Origin of the sequence: Streptomyces sp. NPDC090499, from assembly GCF_044769305.1 — a bacterium.
In the GTDB taxonomy this organism is placed as follows: Bacteria; Actinomycetota; Actinomycetes; order Streptomycetales; family Streptomycetaceae; genus Streptomyces.
The window spans coordinates 1-18,146 of the sequence record NZ_JBIVXP010000025.1; the positions used below are offsets into that span (position 1 = coordinate 1).

Annotated in this window: 21 protein-coding genes and 1 pseudogene; 7 read left to right on the forward strand and 15 right to left on the reverse strand. The window is 72.2% G+C overall.

Annotation, left to right across the window (positions count from 1 at the left end; all coding sequences use genetic code 11):
• The 4 genes and pseudogenes from ACIQVL_RS45930 to ACIQVL_RS45945 all read right to left on the reverse strand — a co-directional run.
• Window positions 1-236 (reverse strand): annotated as a pseudogene (locus ACIQVL_RS45930) (electron transfer flavoprotein subunit alpha/FixB family protein); the annotation flags it as partial.
• 52 nt (window positions 237-288) lie between these two features.
• Window positions 289-1,077, reverse strand: coding sequence for an electron transfer flavoprotein subunit beta/FixA family protein (locus tag ACIQVL_RS45935; RefSeq protein ID WP_403478528.1), 789 nt, complete (start codon window positions 1,075-1,077; stop codon window positions 289-291).
• Window positions 1,078-1,318: 241 nt separating this feature from the next.
• Complete coding sequence (locus tag ACIQVL_RS45940) at window positions 1,319-1,828, reverse strand: flavin reductase family protein (RefSeq protein ID WP_403478529.1); 510 nt, start codon at window positions 1,826-1,828, stop codon at window positions 1,319-1,321.
• A gap of 208 nt (window positions 1,829-2,036) precedes the next feature.
• The gene (locus ACIQVL_RS45945) at window positions 2,037-2,450 is read right to left on the reverse strand and encodes a thioredoxin family protein (RefSeq protein ID WP_351956432.1); all 414 of its coding nucleotides are present in this window, start codon (window positions 2,448-2,450) and stop codon (window positions 2,037-2,039) included.
• 105 nt (window positions 2,451-2,555) lie between these two features.
• On the opposite strand from ACIQVL_RS45945, the gene ACIQVL_RS45950 reads away from it, so the two are divergent.
• Both ACIQVL_RS45950 and ACIQVL_RS45955 read left to right on the forward strand, forming a co-directional pair.
• A complete protein-coding gene (locus ACIQVL_RS45950; protein ID WP_403436272.1) occupies window positions 2,556-2,972 on the forward strand; it encodes a DUF4395 domain-containing protein in 417 nt (138 codons plus the stop codon).
• Between the two features lie 188 nt (window positions 2,973-3,160).
• The gene (locus tag ACIQVL_RS45955; protein ID WP_403436269.1) at window positions 3,161-3,889 is read left to right on the forward strand and encodes a lysophospholipid acyltransferase family protein; all 729 of its coding nucleotides are present in this window, start codon (window positions 3,161-3,163) and stop codon (window positions 3,887-3,889) included.
• A gap of 3 nt (window positions 3,890-3,892) precedes the next feature.
• Here the strand turns inward: ACIQVL_RS45955 and ACIQVL_RS45960 are convergent, their stop codons facing one another.
• The 5 genes from ACIQVL_RS45960 to ACIQVL_RS45980 form a co-directional block, all read right to left on the reverse strand.
• Window positions 3,893-4,588 (reverse strand): B3/4 domain-containing protein, encoded by a 696-nt coding sequence (locus ACIQVL_RS45960; RefSeq protein ID WP_403478530.1) that lies wholly within the window; start codon window positions 4,586-4,588, stop codon window positions 3,893-3,895.
• 9 nt (window positions 4,589-4,597) lie between these two features.
• Window positions 4,598-5,191 (reverse strand): transglutaminase domain-containing protein, encoded by a 594-nt coding sequence (locus ACIQVL_RS45965; RefSeq protein WP_403478531.1) that lies wholly within the window; start codon window positions 5,189-5,191, stop codon window positions 4,598-4,600.
• Window positions 5,192-5,269: 78 nt separating this feature from the next.
• The gene (locus tag ACIQVL_RS45970) at window positions 5,270-6,340 is read right to left on the reverse strand and encodes a threonine aldolase family protein (protein ID WP_403436262.1); all 1,071 of its coding nucleotides are present in this window, start codon (window positions 6,338-6,340) and stop codon (window positions 5,270-5,272) included.
• The gene (locus tag ACIQVL_RS45975) at window positions 6,337-7,086 is read right to left on the reverse strand and encodes an SDR family NAD(P)-dependent oxidoreductase (protein WP_403436260.1); all 750 of its coding nucleotides are present in this window, start codon (window positions 7,084-7,086) and stop codon (window positions 6,337-6,339) included. The genes ACIQVL_RS45970 and ACIQVL_RS45975 overlap by 4 nt, the downstream gene beginning before the upstream one ends.
• Before the next feature lie 59 nt (window positions 7,087-7,145).
• Window positions 7,146-8,543 (reverse strand): DUF6421 family protein, encoded by a 1,398-nt coding sequence (locus ACIQVL_RS45980; protein WP_403478532.1) that lies wholly within the window; start codon window positions 8,541-8,543, stop codon window positions 7,146-7,148.
• Between the two features lie 413 nt (window positions 8,544-8,956).
• On the opposite strand from ACIQVL_RS45980, the gene ACIQVL_RS45985 reads away from it, so the two are divergent.
• Complete coding sequence (locus ACIQVL_RS45985) at window positions 8,957-9,640, forward strand: glycerophosphodiester phosphodiesterase (protein WP_403436258.1); 684 nt, start codon at window positions 8,957-8,959, stop codon at window positions 9,638-9,640.
• A gap of 15 nt (window positions 9,641-9,655) precedes the next feature.
• Here the strand turns inward: ACIQVL_RS45985 and ACIQVL_RS45990 are convergent, their stop codons facing one another.
• Window positions 9,656-10,195 (reverse strand): GNAT family N-acetyltransferase, encoded by a 540-nt coding sequence (locus ACIQVL_RS45990; RefSeq protein WP_403436256.1) that lies wholly within the window; start codon window positions 10,193-10,195, stop codon window positions 9,656-9,658.
• A gap of 131 nt (window positions 10,196-10,326) precedes the next feature.
• On the opposite strand from ACIQVL_RS45990, the gene ACIQVL_RS45995 reads away from it, so the two are divergent.
• Entirely contained in the window at window positions 10,327-10,719 is a 393-nt protein-coding gene (locus ACIQVL_RS45995; protein WP_403478533.1) for a VOC family protein, read from the forward strand.
• Between the two features lie 132 nt (window positions 10,720-10,851).
• On the opposite strand, the gene ACIQVL_RS46000 is transcribed toward ACIQVL_RS45995, so the two are convergent.
• The 5 genes from ACIQVL_RS46000 to ACIQVL_RS46020 form a co-directional block, all read right to left on the reverse strand.
• Window positions 10,852-11,517 carry a response regulator gene (locus ACIQVL_RS46000; RefSeq protein ID WP_403436252.1) on the reverse strand — a complete coding sequence of 222 codons (666 nt, stop codon included), beginning with the start codon at window positions 11,515-11,517 and terminating at the stop codon, window positions 10,852-10,854.
• Window positions 11,514-12,620, reverse strand: coding sequence for a sensor histidine kinase (locus tag ACIQVL_RS46005; protein WP_403478594.1), 1,107 nt, complete (start codon window positions 12,618-12,620; stop codon window positions 11,514-11,516). Before ACIQVL_RS46005 ends, ACIQVL_RS46000 begins: the two co-directional genes overlap by 4 nt.
• 101 nt (window positions 12,621-12,721) lie before the next feature.
• Window positions 12,722-13,252, reverse strand: coding sequence for a hypothetical protein (locus tag ACIQVL_RS46010; protein WP_403478534.1), 531 nt, complete (start codon window positions 13,250-13,252; stop codon window positions 12,722-12,724).
• Window positions 13,253-13,384: 132 nt separating this feature from the next.
• Entirely contained in the window at window positions 13,385-13,981 is a 597-nt protein-coding gene (locus ACIQVL_RS46015) for a MarR family winged helix-turn-helix transcriptional regulator (protein WP_403436249.1), read from the reverse strand.
• On the reverse strand, window positions 13,978-15,651 hold the full coding sequence (locus tag ACIQVL_RS46020) for an FUSC family protein (RefSeq protein ID WP_403478535.1): 1,674 nt from the start codon (window positions 15,649-15,651) through the stop codon (window positions 13,978-13,980). The genes ACIQVL_RS46015 and ACIQVL_RS46020 overlap by 4 nt, the downstream gene beginning before the upstream one ends.
• Window positions 15,652-15,816: 165 nt before the next feature.
• On the opposite strand from ACIQVL_RS46020, the gene ACIQVL_RS46025 reads away from it, so the two are divergent.
• The 3 genes from ACIQVL_RS46025 (at window position 15,817) to ACIQVL_RS46035 (ending at window position 18,122) form a co-directional block, all read left to right on the forward strand.
• Window positions 15,817-16,359, forward strand: a complete 543-nt coding sequence (locus tag ACIQVL_RS46025; RefSeq protein ID WP_403436245.1) for a DUF5134 domain-containing protein — start codon at window positions 15,817-15,819, stop codon at window positions 16,357-16,359.
• Between the two features lie 99 nt (window positions 16,360-16,458).
• Window positions 16,459-17,394: a M56 family metallopeptidase gene (locus tag ACIQVL_RS46030; RefSeq protein WP_403436243.1), complete on the forward strand. Its 936-nt coding sequence runs from the start codon at window positions 16,459-16,461 to the stop codon at window positions 17,392-17,394.
• Between the two features lie 56 nt (window positions 17,395-17,450).
• Complete coding sequence (locus tag ACIQVL_RS46035; RefSeq protein ID WP_403478536.1) at window positions 17,451-18,122, forward strand: phosphatase PAP2 family protein; 672 nt, start codon at window positions 17,451-17,453, stop codon at window positions 18,120-18,122.
• Window positions 18,123-18,146: the final 24 nt, after the last annotated feature.

The window sequence follows — 18,146 nt, forward strand, 5'->3', positions numbered from 1 at the left end:
GCGGCCTGGAGCGCGTCGACCTTCGGGACGACCAGGTAGTCGGCGTACTCGGACGCGTCGTGGGTGAGGACCTTGACCGCGCCGTGCTCGGCGAGCGCGGCGGCGGTGTCGGCGGCACCGGCACCGAGCGCGACGGCGACGGGCTCGCCGATGCGGCGGGCCAGGGTCAGCAGCTCCAGGGTGGGCTTGCGGACGGCACCGTCCACGTGGTCGACGTAGACGAGGACTTCAGCCATGGGAATGCTCTCCTGCTTGGATCAGTTGAGGGGCGGTCGGCGACTGCGGGGCTCAGATGAACTTCTGGCCCGCGAGGAACTCGGCGAGCTGCTTGCCGCCCTCGCCCTCGTCCTTGACGATCGTGCCCGCGGTACGGGCCGGACGCGCGGTGGCGTCCTGGACCGCGGTCCAGGCACCCTCCAGGCCGACCTCCTCCGCCTCCAGGTCGAGGTCGGACAGGTCCCAGGACTGAACCGGCTTCTTCTTCGCGGCCATGATGCCCTTGAAGGACGGGTAACGCGCCTCACCCGACTGGTCGGTCACCGACACGACCGCCGGCAGCGAGGCCTCCAGCTGCTCGGACGCGGCGTCGCCGTCGCGGCGGCCCTTGACCGTGCCGTCCTCGACCGAGACCTCGGAGAGCAGGGTGACCTGCGGGACGCCCAGCCGCTCCGCGAGCAGGGCCGGCACGATGCCGGCGGTGCCGTCGGTGGAGGCCATGCCGGAGACCACCAGGTCGAAGCCGGCCTTCTCGATCGCCTTCGCGAGCACCAGCGAGGTGCCGATCGCGTCGGTGCCGTGCAGGTCGTCGTCCTCGACGTGGATCGCCTTGTCCGCACCCATGGAGAGCGCCTTGCGCAGCGCGTCCTTGGCGTCCTCCGGACCCACCGTCAAAACGGTGACCTCGACGTCGTCGTCGGAGTTCTCCGAGATCTGCAGCGCCTGCTCGACCGCGTACTCGTCCAGCTCGGAGAGGAGACCGTCCACGTCGTCACGGTCGACGGTCAGGTCATCGGCGAAGTGCCGGTCGCCAGTGGCGTCGGGCACGTACTTCACAGTGACAACGATCCTCAGGCTCACGCCGGCTCTCCTACTGCATCGTCTTTTCTGGGCTGCCTCTTGAAGGCAGCATAGGCGCCTCAAGCGGCTCATCCCGGTCGGGGCGGCCGCGCGCTCCGAACGAAATATTACTCACCAGTACACTCAGTTCGTTCCCGCTAAGCAAGCGCTTTGAACTGTGACCTTCGCAACGCAGCGTAACCGGAACTCGACGCGTCCGCAGAACCAAGGGCGTGTGATCCGTGGAACCAGGGGCGTGTGATCAGTCCCGCAGCCCGTTGAAGGCGCCCTGGTGGTACAGCAGCGGCCGTCCGGCGCGGGAGGGATCGCCGACGAGCACCTCGGCGAGCACGATCCGGTGGTCACCGGCCGGCACGCGCGCCACCACCCGGCACACGAGCCACACCAGCACGTCGTCGAGGACCGGGACGCCCGCATGACCGTCGCGCCAGCTGGTGGGAGTCCCGAACCGGTCGGCGCCGCTGCGCGCGAAGGTGGCCGCGAGCTCGGCCTGGTGCTCGCCGAGGATGTGGACGCCGATGTGCTCGGCGGTGGATATCGCGGGCCAGCTGGAGGCGCCCGTACCGACGCCGAAGGAGAGCATCGGCGGCTCGGCGGAGACCGAGGTGAGCGAGGTGGCGGTGAAGCCGACCGGGCCGTGGGCGCCGCGCGCCGTGATCACCGCCACACCGGCCGCGTGCCGCCGGAAGGCGGAGCGGAGCAGGTCGGGAGAGGCGAGCCGAGGGGCGCCGAGGTCGGGCGTGGCCGTCATGGAATTGTCCTTCTGCGGGAGGCGGGCGTCGGGTCCGGGGCTGCTCAACAGCCCGGACAGCGCGCGCTCGCGGTGCGGGCCAGGTCCACGTGGACCCGGCCGAAGAGAAGGAGTTCCTGAGCCATACGGTCAGGCTGACGATAGGTGGTGTGCCCAGTCAAGTACGTTCCGGGATATGGGAGGTGCCTCACCGTCATCGGCATGGCCGTCAGACCGCCTCGCCGAGCGCCGCGATGACGTCCGCCTTGCGGGGCTGCCCGGTGGCCCGGCGCACCACCCGGCCGGCCGCGTCGAGCACCAGCACCGTGGGGGTCTTGAGGATCTCCAGCTCGCGTACGAGGTCCAGGCGGGCTTCGGCGTCGATCTCGACGTGGGTGACGCCGGGGACCATCCCGGCGACCTCGCCCAGCACCCGCCGGGTGGCCCGGCAGGGGGCGCAGAAGGCGCTGGAGAACTGCACCAGCGTGGCCCGTTCGCCCAGTTCGCCGCCGAGTTCGGCCGCCCCGAGCCGCTTGCCGTCGTCGCGCCCGCGCACCCGTACCCTCCCGCTCCGCCGCCTGTGCAGCACTCCGTAGACACTCGCCGCCGCGAGCACCGCCACGCACACCACCAGTCCGGTCATCACCGGACAAGGATCCACGAGACGGCTCACCGCAGGGAAAAGCGTTCACGAGACTGCAAAGATTCCCGGCTCCCCTACCGGCCCGCGGGGCGGAATCCTTGGTTCATGGACATCGACGCACGCGGGCCGCGGTTCGCGGCGACCGTGACGACGGTCGTACTGGCCGTCGCACTCATCACCCGGAGCCCCTGGCTCCTCGCCTGGCAGACGCTGGCGTTCGCGCTCGGCGCGGCCGGCGGCGTGACCAGATCGCCGTACGGCTGGGCGTTCCGGACACTCCTGCGACCGCGCCTCGGCGCCCCGACGGAGTTCGAGCCGCCGGAGCCCCCGCGGTTCGCGCAGGCGGTCGGACTGGTCTTCGCGGGGCTCGGTCTGGCCGGATTCGCGCTGGGGCCCGCCTGGTTGGGCCTCGCGGCGACCGGGCTCGCGCTCGCCGCGGCCTTCCTCAATGCGGCGTTCGGGTACTGCCTGGGGTGCGAGATGTTCCTGCTCATGCGGCGGTTGACGGCAGGACCGGAGTAAAGGCGCGTTAAAAGCGCGAGGTGGATCAAGGGGCCCAACGTGACGAGGATCTCGCCACGCCCGGGCACCAGGGCTGGCTCCCCGTCCGTTCTTCGGGCACGATCTGCGAGACGCCGTAAACCTACGGCTCCGTAACTTCCCGCCGGGAGCCCCTTTCCCAGGCAGAGCAGAAAGGGTCCGCCCCGCCCATGCCAGAGCTGGTCTACCGTCCCGTCATCGGTTTCGCCAAGACGCTGTTCAAGGTCTGGGACCTCAAGATCGACTGCCAGGGTTCGGAGAACATCCCGCGCTCGGGCGGCGCCGTGCTGGTGAGCAATCACATCAGCTACCTGGACTTCGTCTTCGACGGCCTCGCGGCGCTGCCGCAGAAGCGCCTGGTGCGGTTCATGGCGAAGGAGTCGGTGTTCCGGCACCGCATCTCCGGTCCGCTGATGCGCGGCATGAAGCACATCCCGGTGGACCGCAAGCAGGGCGAGGCCGCCTACCAGCACGCGCTGGACTCGCTGAAGTCCGGTGAGATCGTGGGCGTCTTCCCCGAGGCCACGATCTCCCAGTCCTTCACCCTGAAGAGCTTCAAGTCGGGTGCCGCACGCCTCGCGCAGGAGGCCGGCGTCCCGCTCGTGCCGATGGCCCTGTGGGGCACCCAGCGCATCTGGACCAAGGGCCAGCCGCGCAACTTCAAGCGGAACCACCTGCCCATCACCATCCGGGTCGGCGAGCCGGTCGACGCACCCCGGGACCAGTACGCGGGCGCCATCACCCGCCGGCTGCGCGAGCGCGTCCAGGAACTCCTCGACGCCGCCCAGCGCGCCTACCCCGCCAGGCCGAAGGACTCGGCCGACACCTGGTGGCTCCCGGCGCACCTGGGCGGTACGGCCCCCACACTGGACCAGCTGAAGGCCGCCGAGGCGGTCTGATCCTCAGCCCGCCGACTCGGGCGAGCGCACCTCGATACGGGCGCCCGGACTGAACTTCGCCAGCAGTTCCGCGAGTTCGGCGCCCGCCGCCGCCACCTGCGGCACCGGGGCGAGGCTCTCCAGCAGGAAGACGGCCGAGGTCGTGCGTTCGGTGAGCCGGGTGCGCGGGCCCTGGCGCCAGTTCCAGCGGCGGCAGGTCACTCCGGCGTCGTCGCACCACACGACCTCGCCGGCATCGGGGTGCTCGACGGTCTCCTCGCCCCCGGCCACGGTGACGAAGTCCTCCCCGCCCGTGGCGCGCACCAGGCGCATCCCGCCCTGGACGAGGTCGAGGTCCTCGCCGCCGACCGGGATCAGGTGGGCGACGCTGATGGCGTTGTAGAGGTCCACGAGCAGGTTGATCCGGGGCAGGCCGCCGTCCGCGAGGGCCCGCTTGGCCAGCGCCTCGGCCGAGTTGCGGGTGCGGGACGGCTTGGAGCCGAAGGCCGTGTAGGCGGCCCGCCAGGCCGCCATGTGCGGGTCCTCGTGCGGGGCACGCCCGTCCAGGCGTACGGCCAGACGGCGGGACGCGTCGTCGAGGAGCGCCGAACTCGCCTCCGTGCTGGGCCCGTTGACCAGGCCGTGGGCCTCGATGACGAGGTGCGTGAAGCCGGGCGCGAGGGCGCGCACCTCGTCGGACACGGTGAGCGTGAGAGTCATGGGCTTGCCTCAGAGTGCGGTGGGGAGCGTCTTCCAGAGGTACGGGCGGTCGGGCGCCGCTCGGAGCGCGCCGAGCACGGCCGGATGAGGTTCAGCGTACAGGACCGGATAGTCCATCTCATTGGACTGCGGGTCGGGGACCCAGGCCAGCCGTTCGCCGTCGAGGGAGAACTGTGCGTCCACCCCCGGCTTGTTGCCGCGCGGGTCCTGCCGGTGCCAGGCGCCGTGGAAGCGGACGGCGACCAGGCCGTGCACGACGTGGCCGCCGGCGTCGTCGTGCGCCAGGCGCTGGTAGCACAGGGCCGCCGGGATGTCCTCGGCACGCAGCAGGGCGGCCAGGGCGTGGGCCTTGGCATGGCAGATGCCGGTGCGCCACTCCAGCACGTCCGAGGCCCGCCAGGTCACGCGCAGGTCGCCGGAGTCCTGGGAGTGCGGGATGGCGTCCCGTACGAACTCGTATGCGGCGCGCGCATAGTCATACGAGTCGTCGACTTCCGCAGCCAGCCGGGCGGCGGTCTCCCTGATCCGAGGATGGTGGTGGTCGATGACCTCGTCAGCGGCCAGGTAGGCGGAGAGGTCGGCGGTGTTCTGGATCAGCTCCATGTCCGCAGAGCATAGGAATGCGATCACCCGAGCGTCAATGACTTTTCAGATGACCGCATATCTATGCAGCGAGTGGGGCTAGCGCGCCATCTCTTCCTTGAGGGCGGCCACGAACGCGTCCACGTCCTCCTCGGTCGTGTCGAAGGCGCACATCCAGCGCACGTCCCCGGCGGCCTCGTCCCAGAAGTAGAACCGGAAGCGCTTCTGCAGGCGCAGGCTCACGTCGTGCGGGAGCCGTGCGAAGACGCCGTTGGCCTGCACCGGGTGGAGGATCTCCACGCCGTGCACGGCCCGGACGCCCTCGGCGAGCCGCTGGGCCATCTCGTTGGCGTGCCGGGCGTTGCGCAGCCACAGGTCCTTGGCGAGCAGGGCCTCCAGCTGGACCGACACGAAGCGCATCTTGGAGGCGAGCTGCATGGACAGCTTGCGCAGGTGCTTCATGTGGCTGACGGCGTCCTGGTTGATCACCACGACCGCCTCGCCGAAGATCGCGCCGTTCTTGGTGCCGCCCAGCGAGAGGATGTCCACGCCGACGGCGTTGGTGAAGGTGCGCATCGGGACGTCCAGGGAGGCCGCCGCGTTGGCTATCCGGGAGCCGTCCAGGTGCACCTTCATGCCGTGCGCGTGGGCGTGCTCGCAGATCGCGCGGATCTCGTCCGGTGTGTAGAGGGTGCCCAGCTCGGTGCTCTGGGTGAGGGAGACCACCTGGGGCATGGCGCGGTGCTCGTCGTCCCAGCCGTACGCCTGCCGGTCGATGAGGTCGGGGGTGAGCTTGCCGTCGGGGGTGGGCACGGTGAGCAGCTTGAGGCCGCCCATGCGCTCGGGGGCACCGCCCTCGTCGACGTTGATGTGCGCGCTCTCGGCGCAGATCACCGCGCCCCAGCGGTCGGTGACCGCCTGGAGCGCGACGACGTTCGCGCCGGTGCCGTTGAAGACCGGGAAGGCCTCCGCCGTGGCCCCGAAGTGGCTGCGGACGAGCCGCTGGAGGTGCTCGGTGTACTCGTCCTCGCCGTACGCCACCTGGTGGCCGCCGTTGGCGAGGGCCAGGGCGGCCAGCACCTCGGGGTGGGCTCCTGCGTAGTTGTCACTGGCGAAACCGCGGACCTGCGGGTCGTGGTGGCGACGCGCGTCGGTCCTGGGAGGGTTCACGGCTTCTCGGTCAGCCACAGACGGTTTCCGTTCACTTCGGCGGCGGACCTGCTCCAGACGCCCTCGACGGCCTCGGCGAGGTCCCTGACGTCCGTGAAGCCCGCGAACTTCGCGTTGGGGCGCTCGGCGCGCATCGCGTCGTGCACCAACGCCTTCACCACCAGGATGGCAGCAGCGGAGGTGGGGCCCGCCTCGCCTCCGGCCTTGCGGAAGCCGTCGGCCATGGCGAGCGTCCAGGCCTCGGCGGCCGCCTTGGCCGCGGAGTAGGCGGCGTTGCCGGCGGTCGGCTTCGACGCGCCCGAGGCGCTGATCAGCACGTACCGGCCGCGCTCGCTGCGCTGCAGGCCGTCGAAGAAGGCCAGGGAGGTGTGCTGGACGGTGCGGATCAGCAGCTTCTCCAGCAGGTCCCAGTCGGCGAGGTCGGTCTCGGCGAAGTTGGCGCTGCCGCGCCAGCCGCCGACCAGGTGGACCAGGCCGTCGATCCGGCCGTGGTCCTTCTCGATGCGGTCGGCCCAGGCCCGGGTCGAGTCCGGGTCGAGCAGGTCGACCGTCTCACCGGTGACCACGGCGCCGCCGCCCGCGTACCTGGCCGCGTCCACGGCCTCCGCCAGGCGCTCGGGATTGTTGTCGGCGCCGACGACGGTCGCGCCCGCCTCCGCCAGCCTGACCAGCGTCGCGTGCCCGGCGGGCCCGCCCGCCCCGGCCACCGCGATCACCGCACCACTGAGAGACCCGTTGCCCGCCATGTGCTTCCCCTCTTGAGCCGTGTTCCGCAGATCCTGACCAGTGTTCCGCAGCAGGTCGCTCACGCGGCGACCGGCTCGGCGCTGTCCGCGGTGATGCCCTTGGTCTCGGCGATCACGTTCTTCAGCTTCTTGGACAGGGCCTCGTAGAACATGCTCAGCGGAAACTCGTCGGGAAGCACGTCGTCCACCAGCTTGCGCGGCGGCAGGGTCAGGTCCAGGGCGTCGGGACCCTTGGCCCACTTGGAGCCCGGGTGCGGCGCGAGGTAGGTGGCGACCAGTTCGTACCCGGCGAACCAGTGGACGAGCTTCGGGCGGTCGATGCCGTCCTTGTACAGCCTCTCGATCTCGGCGCACAGCTGGTTGGTGACCTGCGGGGCGCGCTCCCAGTCGATGGCGAGCTTGTTGTCGGTCCAGCGGACCACGTCGTGCTTGTGCAGGTAGGCGAAGAGCAGCTGGCCGCCGAGCCCGTCGTAGTTGCGGACCCGGTCGCCGGTGACCGGGAACCGGAACATGCGGTCGAAGAGCACCGCGTACTGCACGTCACGAGCCTGCGGGACACCGTCGGCCGCCAGCTTCACGGCCTCCTTGAAGGCGGTGAGGTCGCAGCGCAGCTCCTCCAGGCCGTACATCCAGAACGGCTGGCGCTGCTTGATCATGAACGGGTCGAACGGCAGGTCGCCGTGGCTGTGGGTGCGGTCGTGGACCATGTCCCACAGGACGAAGGCCTCCTCGCAGCGCTTCTGGTCGTGGACCATCGCGGCGATGTCCTCGGGGAGTTCGAGGCCCAGGATGCCGACGGCGGCGTCGGTGACCCGGCGGAAGCGGGCGGCCTCGCGGTCGCAGAAGATGCCGCCCCAGGAGAATCGTTCCGGCGCCTCGCGCACGGCGATGGTCTCGGGGAAGAGGACGGCGGAGTTGGTGTCGTAGCCGGCCGTGAAGTCCTCGAAGGTGATGCCGCAGAACAGCGGGTTGTCGTACCGGGTGCGCTCCAGCTCGGCCAGCCAGTCCGGCCAGACCATGCGGAGCACGACCGCCTCCAGGTTGCGGTCCGGGTTGCCGTTCTGCGTGTACATCGGGAAGACGACCAGGTGCTGGAGGCCGTCCGCGCGGCCCGCGGCGGGCTGGAAGGCGAGCAGCGAGTCGAGGAAGTCGGGCACCTGGAAGCCGCCGACGGCCCAGCGCCGCAGGTCCGTCACCAGCGCGTGGTGGTAGTCGGCGTCGTGCGGGAGCAGCGGGGACAGCTCTTCCACGGCCTCGACGACACGCCGTACGGCCGCCTCCGCGTCGGCCCGTGCGGGCGCACCCACGGCCTCGAAGTCGATCGCCCCGTCCTTCGACTGCCATGGCCGGATCTGCTCCACGGCATCCTTGAGCACGGGCCACGCCGGGTGCTCGACCACCCTGGTCACGGGAAGGACCTGTCCCTCCGAACCCGCCTGCACAAGAATTTCCGTCATGACCCATCCTCCACGGGAGAAGCTTCCGTAAGGACACCGTATGCGTACGAGGTTTCTTCCAGCAAGGGGCCTCTCGGGAGATTATCCTGCGGCACCCCTTCTTCGCCGCGCTTTTTCCTGTCCGAAACCGTGAAGACGCTCACATTCACTACGACCCGTGACGAGGCGTCAGCTTCGGCGGACCGCACGGATCCGGCCGGTCAATGCGCGAGGGGACGCGCCCACCACCGGGTGACCGCCGACCGGGACACAGGCCAGGTGTCGCGCGCCCGGCACACCAATCCCCCCGTGTACGTACGGGTTCATCGCGACGGGCGGCCATTAGGCTGCGCCCAGCCGCGTGGACAGCGACGTCCGTCGTACGGTTCGCGCGCCTGCACCCATCGCCGCCGTCGACGGAAGCGAGTTGAATCTTGAACTTCCTTACCATCGGTCACCGCGGAGTCATGGGCGTCGAGCCCGAGAACACCCTCCGTTCCTTCGTCGCCGCCCAGCTGGCCGGCCTCGACCTGATCGAACTCGATCTCCACCTGAGCAAGGACGGCGCCCTGGTCGTCATGCACGACGCGGAGGTGGACCGCACGACCGACGGCACCGGACCGATCGCCGAGAAGACCCTGGAGGAGCTGCGCGGTCTCGACGCCGGCCGGGGCGAGCGGGTGCCGGTGTTCGAGGAGGTCCTGGACGCCGTACGGTCGCCGCTGCAGGCCGAGATCAAGGACGTGGCCGCGGCCAGAGCGCTGGCCGAGGTCATGCAGCGGCGGGACCTGGTGTCCCGGGTGGAGGTGTCCTCGTTCCACGACGAGGCGGTCGCCGAGATCGCCCGGCTGGTGCCGGGGGTGCGCACCGCGCTGATCGCCAGCCGCTACGGCACCGACGTGGTGGAACGCGCCCAGGAGGCGGGGGCGGCCACCCTCTGCCTCAACATCCGGCGGCTGACCCTGGAAGTGGTCGAGCACGCCCGCAAGGCGGACCTGCGGGTGATCGGCTGGGTGGTGAACACCCAGGACGATCTGCGGCTGGTGCGCGCGCTCCAGCTGGACGGTGCGACGACCGACTACCCGGAGATCAAACGCACCGCCCGCTTCACGGCCTGAACACCGGCCCGCGCCTCACACCAGCGGCTTGACCAGCAGCTCGAACTGCAGGTCGGCGCGCTGCGGAATGCCGAAGCGCTCCTCGCCGTACGGGAACGGCGTCATCCGTCCCGTACGGCGGTAGCCGCGCCGCTCGTACCAGGCGATGAGGTCGTCGCGCACCGAGATCACCGTCATGTGCATCTCGGTCACGCCCCAGTCCTCGCGGGCCTGGCGCTCCGCCTCGGCGATGACGACCTTGCCGAGGCCGGCGCCCTGCAGGGCGGGGCTCACCGCGAACATGCCGAAGTAGGCGTGGTCGCCGCGGTGTTCGAGCTGGCAGCAGGCGACGACCCCGCCGTCCCGTTCGACGACGAGCAGCTTGCCGTCCGGTGCCTTGATCACTTCGAGGACGCCCTCGGGATCGGTGCGCTGCCCCTCCAGGATGTCCGCCTCGGTGGTCCAGCCGGCCCGGCTGTCGTCGCCCCGGTAGGCCGACTCGACCAACGCGACCAGGACGTCCACGTCGGCGTCGGTGGCGTCGCGGAAGGTCGGTGCGGCGGCGACGTTCTCCATGGGCGGGTTCTCCGATCTCAAGTGCTGCCGATCTCACGTGCTGCTGAGCCGCCACGAGCCTATCCCCGCTCCCCCGCTTCCCCGGTCCCCTGCCCGGCTCCCGTGGTGGCCTGCCACTACGCTCCGGTCGCATGGTGCATGTACTGAGCAGCCGTACGCTGATCCACCCCACCGACCCCGAGCGGTCCCGCGCCTTCTACGGCGAGCAGCTCGGCCTGCCTGTCTACCGCGAGTTCGGTGAGGGCCCGGAGCGCGGCACGGTCTACTTCCTCGGCGGCGGGTTCCTGGAGGTCTCCGGCCGGTCGGACACGCCGCCCTCGCCGGCCGTGCAGCTGTGGCTGCAGGTCGCGGACCTCGCGGCGGCACACGCGGAGCTGGTGGCGAAGGGCGTCGCGATCGTGCGCCCGCCTGTGAAGGAGCCGTGGGGACTGGTCGAGATGTGGACCGCCGATCCCGACGGGATCCGGATCGTGCTGGTGGAGGTACCGGCCGACCACCCGCTGCGGTACCGGCCGGGGATCTGAGCAGGTCCGGCGGCGGCAGTGCCCCCGCGGGGGCACTGGGGGCACCCCGGCCGAAGGCTGCGGGAGAAACCGCGCGACCGGCCACGACGGCGCCGTGGACCAACGACGGCGCACCGCCGCGGTTCCAGCGGGTCAGGCCAGGCCGGCCGCGATGGCGCGGCGCACGGCGTCGGCCCGGTCCCGGATGTCGGCCTTGGCGAAGAGGTTGTTGATGTGCGTCTTGACGGTCGCCTCGCTCACGAAGAGCTTCTCGGCGATCGCGCGGTTGGGCAGACCCTGGCCGATCAGGGTGAGTACTTCGCGTTCGCGGGGTGTCAGATCCGCGGGCAGCTGCTGTCCGGACGCCGTCGGCCTGGCGCGGACGGTGGCCAGCAGCCGGTCCTGGACCTCCCGGTCCAGGACGGACTGGCCCGCGGCGGCGGCGCGGATCGCGCGGACGATGTCCTGGCGTCCGGCGTTCTTCGTCAGATAGCCGCGGGCGCCCGCGCTGAGGGCCGCCAGGATCGAGTCGTCGTCGGCGAACGTGGTGAGCACGACGACGGCCACCCCGGGGTGTTCGTCGCTCAGCCTGCGGGTGGTCTCGATTCCGTCGAGCACGGGCATGCGCAGGTCCATCAGCACGACGTCCACCGGACCGGCGGCGACCGCGTCCAGTACGCCGTTGCCGTCCGCGGCCGCCGCGACGACGTCGATGTCCTCGGCCAGGCCCAGCACCGCGGCGAGGGGTTCGCGGACGGCGGCCTGGTCGTCGGCGACGACCACGCGCAACGGCCGGGAGCTCTCGGTGGGTTCACTCATCGCGGGATCACTGCCTCCACTTGCCAGCCGCCTTGGTCCGGTCCCTCGGTGACCGGTCCCGCGGTGAGGGTGCCGCCCAGCAGGGCGACGCGTTCGCGCATTCCGATCAGCCCCATTCCGCTGCCGACCCCCGCGTCCACCGTACGGGTGGCCTGTCGGTTCCGGATCGTCAGCGCCGTCGAGGAAGCCGCGAAGGCCAGCTCCACCCGCACCGCACCGCCCGGAGCGTGCCGCGCGGCGTTGGTCAGGGACTCCTGGGCGATCCGCAGCAGATTCTGGGTCACCCGGGCCGGTACCTCCACGGGGGTGCCGCGGACGGTCAGGGCGTCGCGGTGACCTGACGACTCGACCATCGCGGTGAGGGTCTCCACCAGCGGCAGCGAGTCCTCGCGGAGTGCGTGGACGGTCCACTGCGCCTGCTTCAGGCTCTCCTTCACGAGGCTGTGGGCCTTGTCGTTGACCGCCCTGACCTTCTCCAGGTCGCCGGTGTCGAGCAGCGCGTCGGCCAGTTCCAGCTGCATGTTGATCCCGGCCAGCGTGTGGGCCAGGACGTCGTGCACGTCCCGGGCGATCCGGCCGCGTTCGGTGAGCACGGCGGCCTGCGCCTCGGCCCGGGCGGCGCGCTCCGCGCTCTCGGCCGCCGACAGCGCGGCCTCCACGGCCTGGTGCTGGATGCGGTTGAGTATTCCGATCAGGACCGGTGCGCCGGTGGTGAGGCCGACGGCCCAGGGCAGCAGGTGGTGACCCGGTCCGACCTGGAAGTACAGGACGCCGCCGCAGAGCAGGCTGCAGGCCAGGGCCAGGACGAGGGCCTGTCTGGTCGGCAGCCGGTATCCGATGTGACCGGAGAGGAAGAAGGCGAAGAGGTAACCCGTTCCGCTGCGGCCGGCGCCGATCAGCGCGGCCGCCGCGAGGACGCCCAGCGACAGCCAGACGACGGCGGCACGCGGCGGGACGCTGCCCGGGGGCAGGCCCCGGGCCAGCAGCGCCGCACAGTTCAGTACGAACAGGGCCGCGACCACCAGCCCCGGCCCGCTGACGCCCATCGGCCGGATCGTCAGGGCCCCGCTGACGATGACCGCCAGGGTGAGGGCCCACTGCATCCAGGGGTGCCGGCCCGGGATCGGCCGGGGCGCGGCCGATGGGGGCGGGACCTGTCCGGGTGCGGAGGCGGTCTCGTCGGTGGGCACGGCCAGACCATAACTCACGGTCGGACCGCGACGCGGTTCGAGGCAGGGGCGGTCTGCCCGGCGGTCAGCATCCGGCCCCGGACGAAGATCGTGGCCAGCCGGGTGACGACCTCGGTGAGCGCCATCAGCACGAAGGCCGCCACCCATGCCTGGTCGCTGGTGATGTGGTGGGCGAGGCTGAACCGGGCGACGTCGTCGGCGCCGCCGTGCTCGGTCCACAGCTGGAAGCCCATCCGGGCACCCATGCCGAGCACCCACAGGATGGCGGAGACCGCGCCCGCCTTGATCAGGATGTGCTCGCCTGCGGTCCTGACCCGGGTGTAGACGCCGCCGGCGATGCCGAGGACGGCGCCCGCGCCCACGAGCGCGCCGACCAGTATCAGGTCGTTGCCCCCGGTGGGCACGGAGTCCAGGTACGTGTGGGCCACGTAGGCCACGATCCCCAGCGGGATCAGGAAGGTCTTGAGGTCCAGCCGGCCTTCCCGCAACTGCCGGAAGACGACGAGGATGAGAGCGATGTCGGTGATCCACTCGGTCGTTGTCATGCCCCCTAGCCTGCTGTCGCAGGGCCCGCGACGCCTGGACCCACGGGTGGAACCCGGGGTGGAGAAGCACGCGGCCGGTCGCGGCCGGCCGCGCCGCTCCGCGGGTCCCGGGCGGTGGCCGTACCGGCGGGATCAGGCCCGCAGCGCGCCCGTCCGGCCCTCCAGACGGCCCAGCAACTCGGCCAGGAGTCCCGCCAGTTCGCCCTGGCCGTCGGGGGCGAGGACGGAGAGCACGGCGGTCTCGTAGGCGAGTTGCTCGGGCAGGATGCCGTCGACGAGGTCGCGGCCCGCGGTGGTGAGGCGGAGGTGGGCGACCCTGCGGTCACGGGCGTCGCCGCGCCGCTCGACCAGGCCGCGTTCGGTGAGCTGCTTGAGGCGTTTGGTGACGGCGGCGCCGGAGGAGAAGGTCTCCTTGGCGAGCTCGCTCGGCGTCAGCTCGTGGCCGGTGCGGCGGAGCGCGCCGAGCAGGTCGAACTCGGGGCGGCTGAGGCCGGCCCGGCGCAGCGGGGCGTCCTCGGCCTGCTGGAGGAGGGCGGCGCAGCGGTTGATCCGGCCGATGACCTCCATGGGCCCCGTGTCCAGGGCGGGATGGACGCTCCGCCACTGCCGGACGACGGCCGCGACCGTGTCGTCCCGGCCGGCCCCCCGGCCCGCACCGCCGCCCACGCCTCCTCCCACGCCTCTGTCCGCGTCGCTCCCGGCCGCCGGTCGTCCGTTGGTCGCCGTCATGGCCGTACGTCCTCCGTAGTCCTCGCGCCGTCCCAGGAGTGCGTTCCCTGGCGTCGTACCGTCGCGGCGAGCGTACGGTGTCCGGACTGCTCGGCGAGCACGACCCGCTCCTGGGGCAGCGCGCGCTGCCACCACTCGCCGGACGCGGCGTCGGCCGTGGCGCGCAGGTCCGCCAGGGCGGCGGACAGGGTGCGCCGGGCGGCCTCCAGGGCGCGCGGGGCCGGCTGCGGCCCGGCGAGCAGGCGGGCGGCCTGTTCGCGGGCCTGTTCGACGGCGGTCAGGGCGTGTTCGATCCGGTCACCGGCCCGGCGGTTGGTGACGACGACGGCGGTGGCGAAGCCGACGAGCGCGCCGACCAGGGTGTCCACGACCCGCTCGGTGATCAGCTGCCCCGCGTCCTGGGTGCGGGCGAACTCGGTGACGAGCAGGGCCATCGGGGTGACGCAGACGCTGCCGAGCCAGTAGTTGCGGCCGATCAGCGCCTCGGCACCGAAGTTGAAGGCGAGGCAGCACAGCACCAGGACGGCCGGGTGGAGGTGGGCGAGCGGGACGACGGCGGCGAAGACAAGGACGCCGAGGAGGTTGCCGACGACGCGCTGGACGCCCCGGCTCCAGGTCAGGGTGACGTTGGCCTGGTAGAGGGAGGCGGCGGTGACCAGCGCCCAGTAGGGGCGGCCGACGCCGAGGGCGAGGGAGGCGTAGCCGGCCAGGGCGCAGCCGAGCGCGGTGCGGACGGCGAAGGGGGCGAGCGGACCGAGCCGGCCCCACAACGGGCGCTGCGGGAGGGAGAGTTCGGCGGCGATGCCGATGAGGTCGTCGTCGGCGCCGGCGACGCGCGGGACGCGTCCGGTACCGCGCAGCGCGCGGGCCCAGCCGCGCAGCAGCGCCGGGTCGGCGTCGGCGGGAGCGGCGAGGGCGACCTCGGCGCGGACGACGAGGTGTTCGAGGGCACGGCGGGTGCGGTCGGTGCGGGCGCCGGTGGCGAGCAGGGACTGCCAGGCGGCCTGTACGGCGGCGGCCGCGGCGGCGCGGGCCCGGTCGTGGCCGACGCCGGTGGAGCCGGTGCCGGTGCCGTGGGTGTCGGCGTGGGCGGCGGTGGCGGTCAGGGCGTGGGCGGTGGCCCGGCGCTCGGGGCCGTGCGGGCGCAGCAGCCCGGGGGCCATGCCGACCAGCCAGGCCCAGGCGCCCGCAGCGAGGGCGAGGCCGAGGTGGCCGGGGACCTGGCCGAGGGTCTGCGGGGCGAAGAGGGAGGCGGAGCTGATGAAGGTGAGGACCACGTTCCCGGGCGGACCGACGCGGGTGGCGTCGCAGAGGGCCTTCTGCACCGCGGCCATGAGCGCGCCGACGGTGACCAGGACGACGGCGTTCGTGGTGAGCGAGGCCGCGGTCAGGGCGACGGCGAGGCCGCCGGCCATGCCGAGGATCACCCACGCCAGGGTGCGGGCGCGGGCGGGGTAGGGGCGGTTGTGGCCGTAGAGGGCGCACAGCGATCCGGCCATCGTGTACATCGCCAGGTCGAGGCGGCCGAGGGCCAGCAGGACCAGGTTGGGCGGGGCGACCGCGGCGACCACGCTGCAGGCGGGCTTGAACCAGATGTCGGAGGGCCGGCCGAGGCGCAGCACCCCGGCGAGGGGCAGACGGCGGGTGGTGGCAGGGGTCGCGGTGCTCATACCCATCAATTTAGCATGTGTTTTACTCGTAAAACATTCTCGAACGGCCCTGCTCACAGGCTGTGCTCCGGCGAATGCTCCCCGTGTACACCCTTGCGCTCGCGTGCGCGCCGTACAGCCGGGGCATCGCATCCATCGACGCGACGTCGAGCGGGGAGGTGCGCCGTGCACGGACCGGCTTCGCCCGGCTGGCTGCTGGTCGCGCTGTGCGCGGCGACCGGGGCCTACTGCCTGCTGCGGATGCGCAGCACTGTCCGGGAACAGCGGCGCGCCGCGGGCGGCGAGGCGCTGATGGGATTCGGGATGGCCGTCATGGCCGTGCCCGCGACGGTGTTCACACCGCCGGTGTGGGCGTGGCCGCTGTACGCGGCGGTGTTCGGCGCGGCCGCGCTGCGCGCCCTGTGGAGTGCCCGCAGCAGCCCGCACCATCTGCACCATCTGGTGGGGGCGGCGGCGATGGTCTACATGGCGGTGGCGATGGCGGCGGCCCCCGGCGCCCACCATCACGGCGGGGCCGGAGTCCCGCTGGTGACCGGGCTGTTGCTGCTCTACTTCACCGGCTACGTGCTGCTGTCCGGTGCGCGGCTCGTCCCGGTCGCGGTCACCGCCGGGACGACGGCCCTGGGGTGGGGCGACCGGCCCGAGCTGGCGCGGGCGTGCCGGCTGACGATGGGGATCGGCATGGTGGCGATGCTGCTGGCGCTGTGAGGGGGACCGGGACGGCATGGGCGGCGCAGACGTTGCCTGCGTCACTTTGGCGTAATGGCCTGTACCCGTGAACGGTCCCCCGCTCATAGGGTGCTGGCCATGATGGTCCCCGTGGCACTGCTGCTGCTCGGCGTCCTGGCCGCCGTGGTCGGCCCCCGGCTGCTCGCCCGGGCCGACTGGACGGACCGGGAGCCGGTGGTCGCGCTGTGGGTGTGGCAGTGCGTGGTGGCGGCCGTTCTGCTGTGCTGCGCACTGTCGATGACGCTGAGCGCGGCGGCGGCCTGGCAGGCGGTGCGCGGGCACGTGTTCGCGTCCGCCCCGAGCGGGGTGGTGGACGCCTACGCGCTGGGTACGACCGGCCCGTGGGCGGCGGTGACGGCGGTGGCCCTCGCCTGCGCCGGGCTGTGGAGCGGGGCGATGCTGGTGCGGGAGATCGCACGGGCCAGGGCCAGGCGCAACCGGCAGCAGGCCGAACTGCTGGTCCGGTCACCGCTGTTGCCCGGCGAGGGGCCGGCCGACGGCCGACTCGTCGTCCTGGAGGGCGAGCGCCCGGATGCCTGGTGGCTGCCGGGGGCGGCGCCCCAACTCGTCGTCACCACAGCAGCGTTGCGTCGCCTGAAGGGGCGTCAGCTGGACGCGGTCCTCGCCCACGAACAAGGTCACGCGCAGGCCCGGCACGACTGGCTGCTGCACTGCTCGTCGGCGCTGGCGGGCGGGTTCCCGCAGATCCCGGTGTTCGCCGCGTTCCGCGACGAGATGCACCGGCTGGTCGAACTGGCCGCCGACGACGTGGCCTCGCGGCGCCACGGCCGCCTCACCACCGCGCTCGCCCTCGTCGAACTCAACGAGGACCGGGGGGTGTTCGGCCCCGGACCGACCCCGCAGGCCCATGTCCCGCAGCGGGTCGACCGGTTGCTCACCGCCCCGGACCGACTCCCCGCCCGGCACCGGCTGCGACTGACCGCGACGGCCGCCCTGATCCCGGTCGTCCCGGTACTGGTGGCGCTCGTACCGAGCCTGCGCGCCCTCGGGTAAGGCCGTAATCGTCAGGGGAATTGCCCCGCGGGCAATGATTCGGCAAAGATCGCGTCATGCGCCCCCCGCCCGACGACCGCCCGGCCCCCCTTCTCACGACCGCTGTTCTCGCCCTCGCCTCGGCGCTGCTGCTGGCCCTCGTCGCGGGCGAGTGGCCTCCGCTGGTCGCGGCGGACGAGGGCATCGCCGACGCCACCCACCGCTGGGCGGTGGCGGACCACGGCACCACGCAGGTGCTGCGGGTCCTGGCGGACTGGGTCTGGGACCCGCTGACCATGCGCCTGCTGTGCGCCGCGGTCGCGGTGTGGCTGGTGTGGCGGCACTCGGCGTGGCGGACCGCGCTGTGGCTGACCCTGACCTGCGCGCTCGGGACGCTCGCCCAGCAGTCGCTCAAGGCCGCCGTGGGCCGCCCGCGCCCGGTGTGGCCGGACCCGGTCGACTCCGCCCGTTACCCGGCCTTCCCGTCCGGGCACGCGATGACGGCGACGGTGGTCTGCGGCCTGCTGCTGTGGCTGCTGCACCGCTGCGGCGCCGGTCGCGCGATACGGCGTACGGCCCTGGCCGCGGCCGGCTTCTCGGTCGTGGGCGTCGGCCTGACCCGGGTGTGGCTCGGCGTCCACTGGCCCTCGGACGTGCTCGGCGGCTGGCTGCTCGGCGCCCTGGTGGTGGCGCTGGCGGTGCTGGCGTACGAGTGGGAGCGCGACGGCCGGGGACGCCCTCGCCCGTAGCCCGCGCCGCGACCGCCGTCGGTA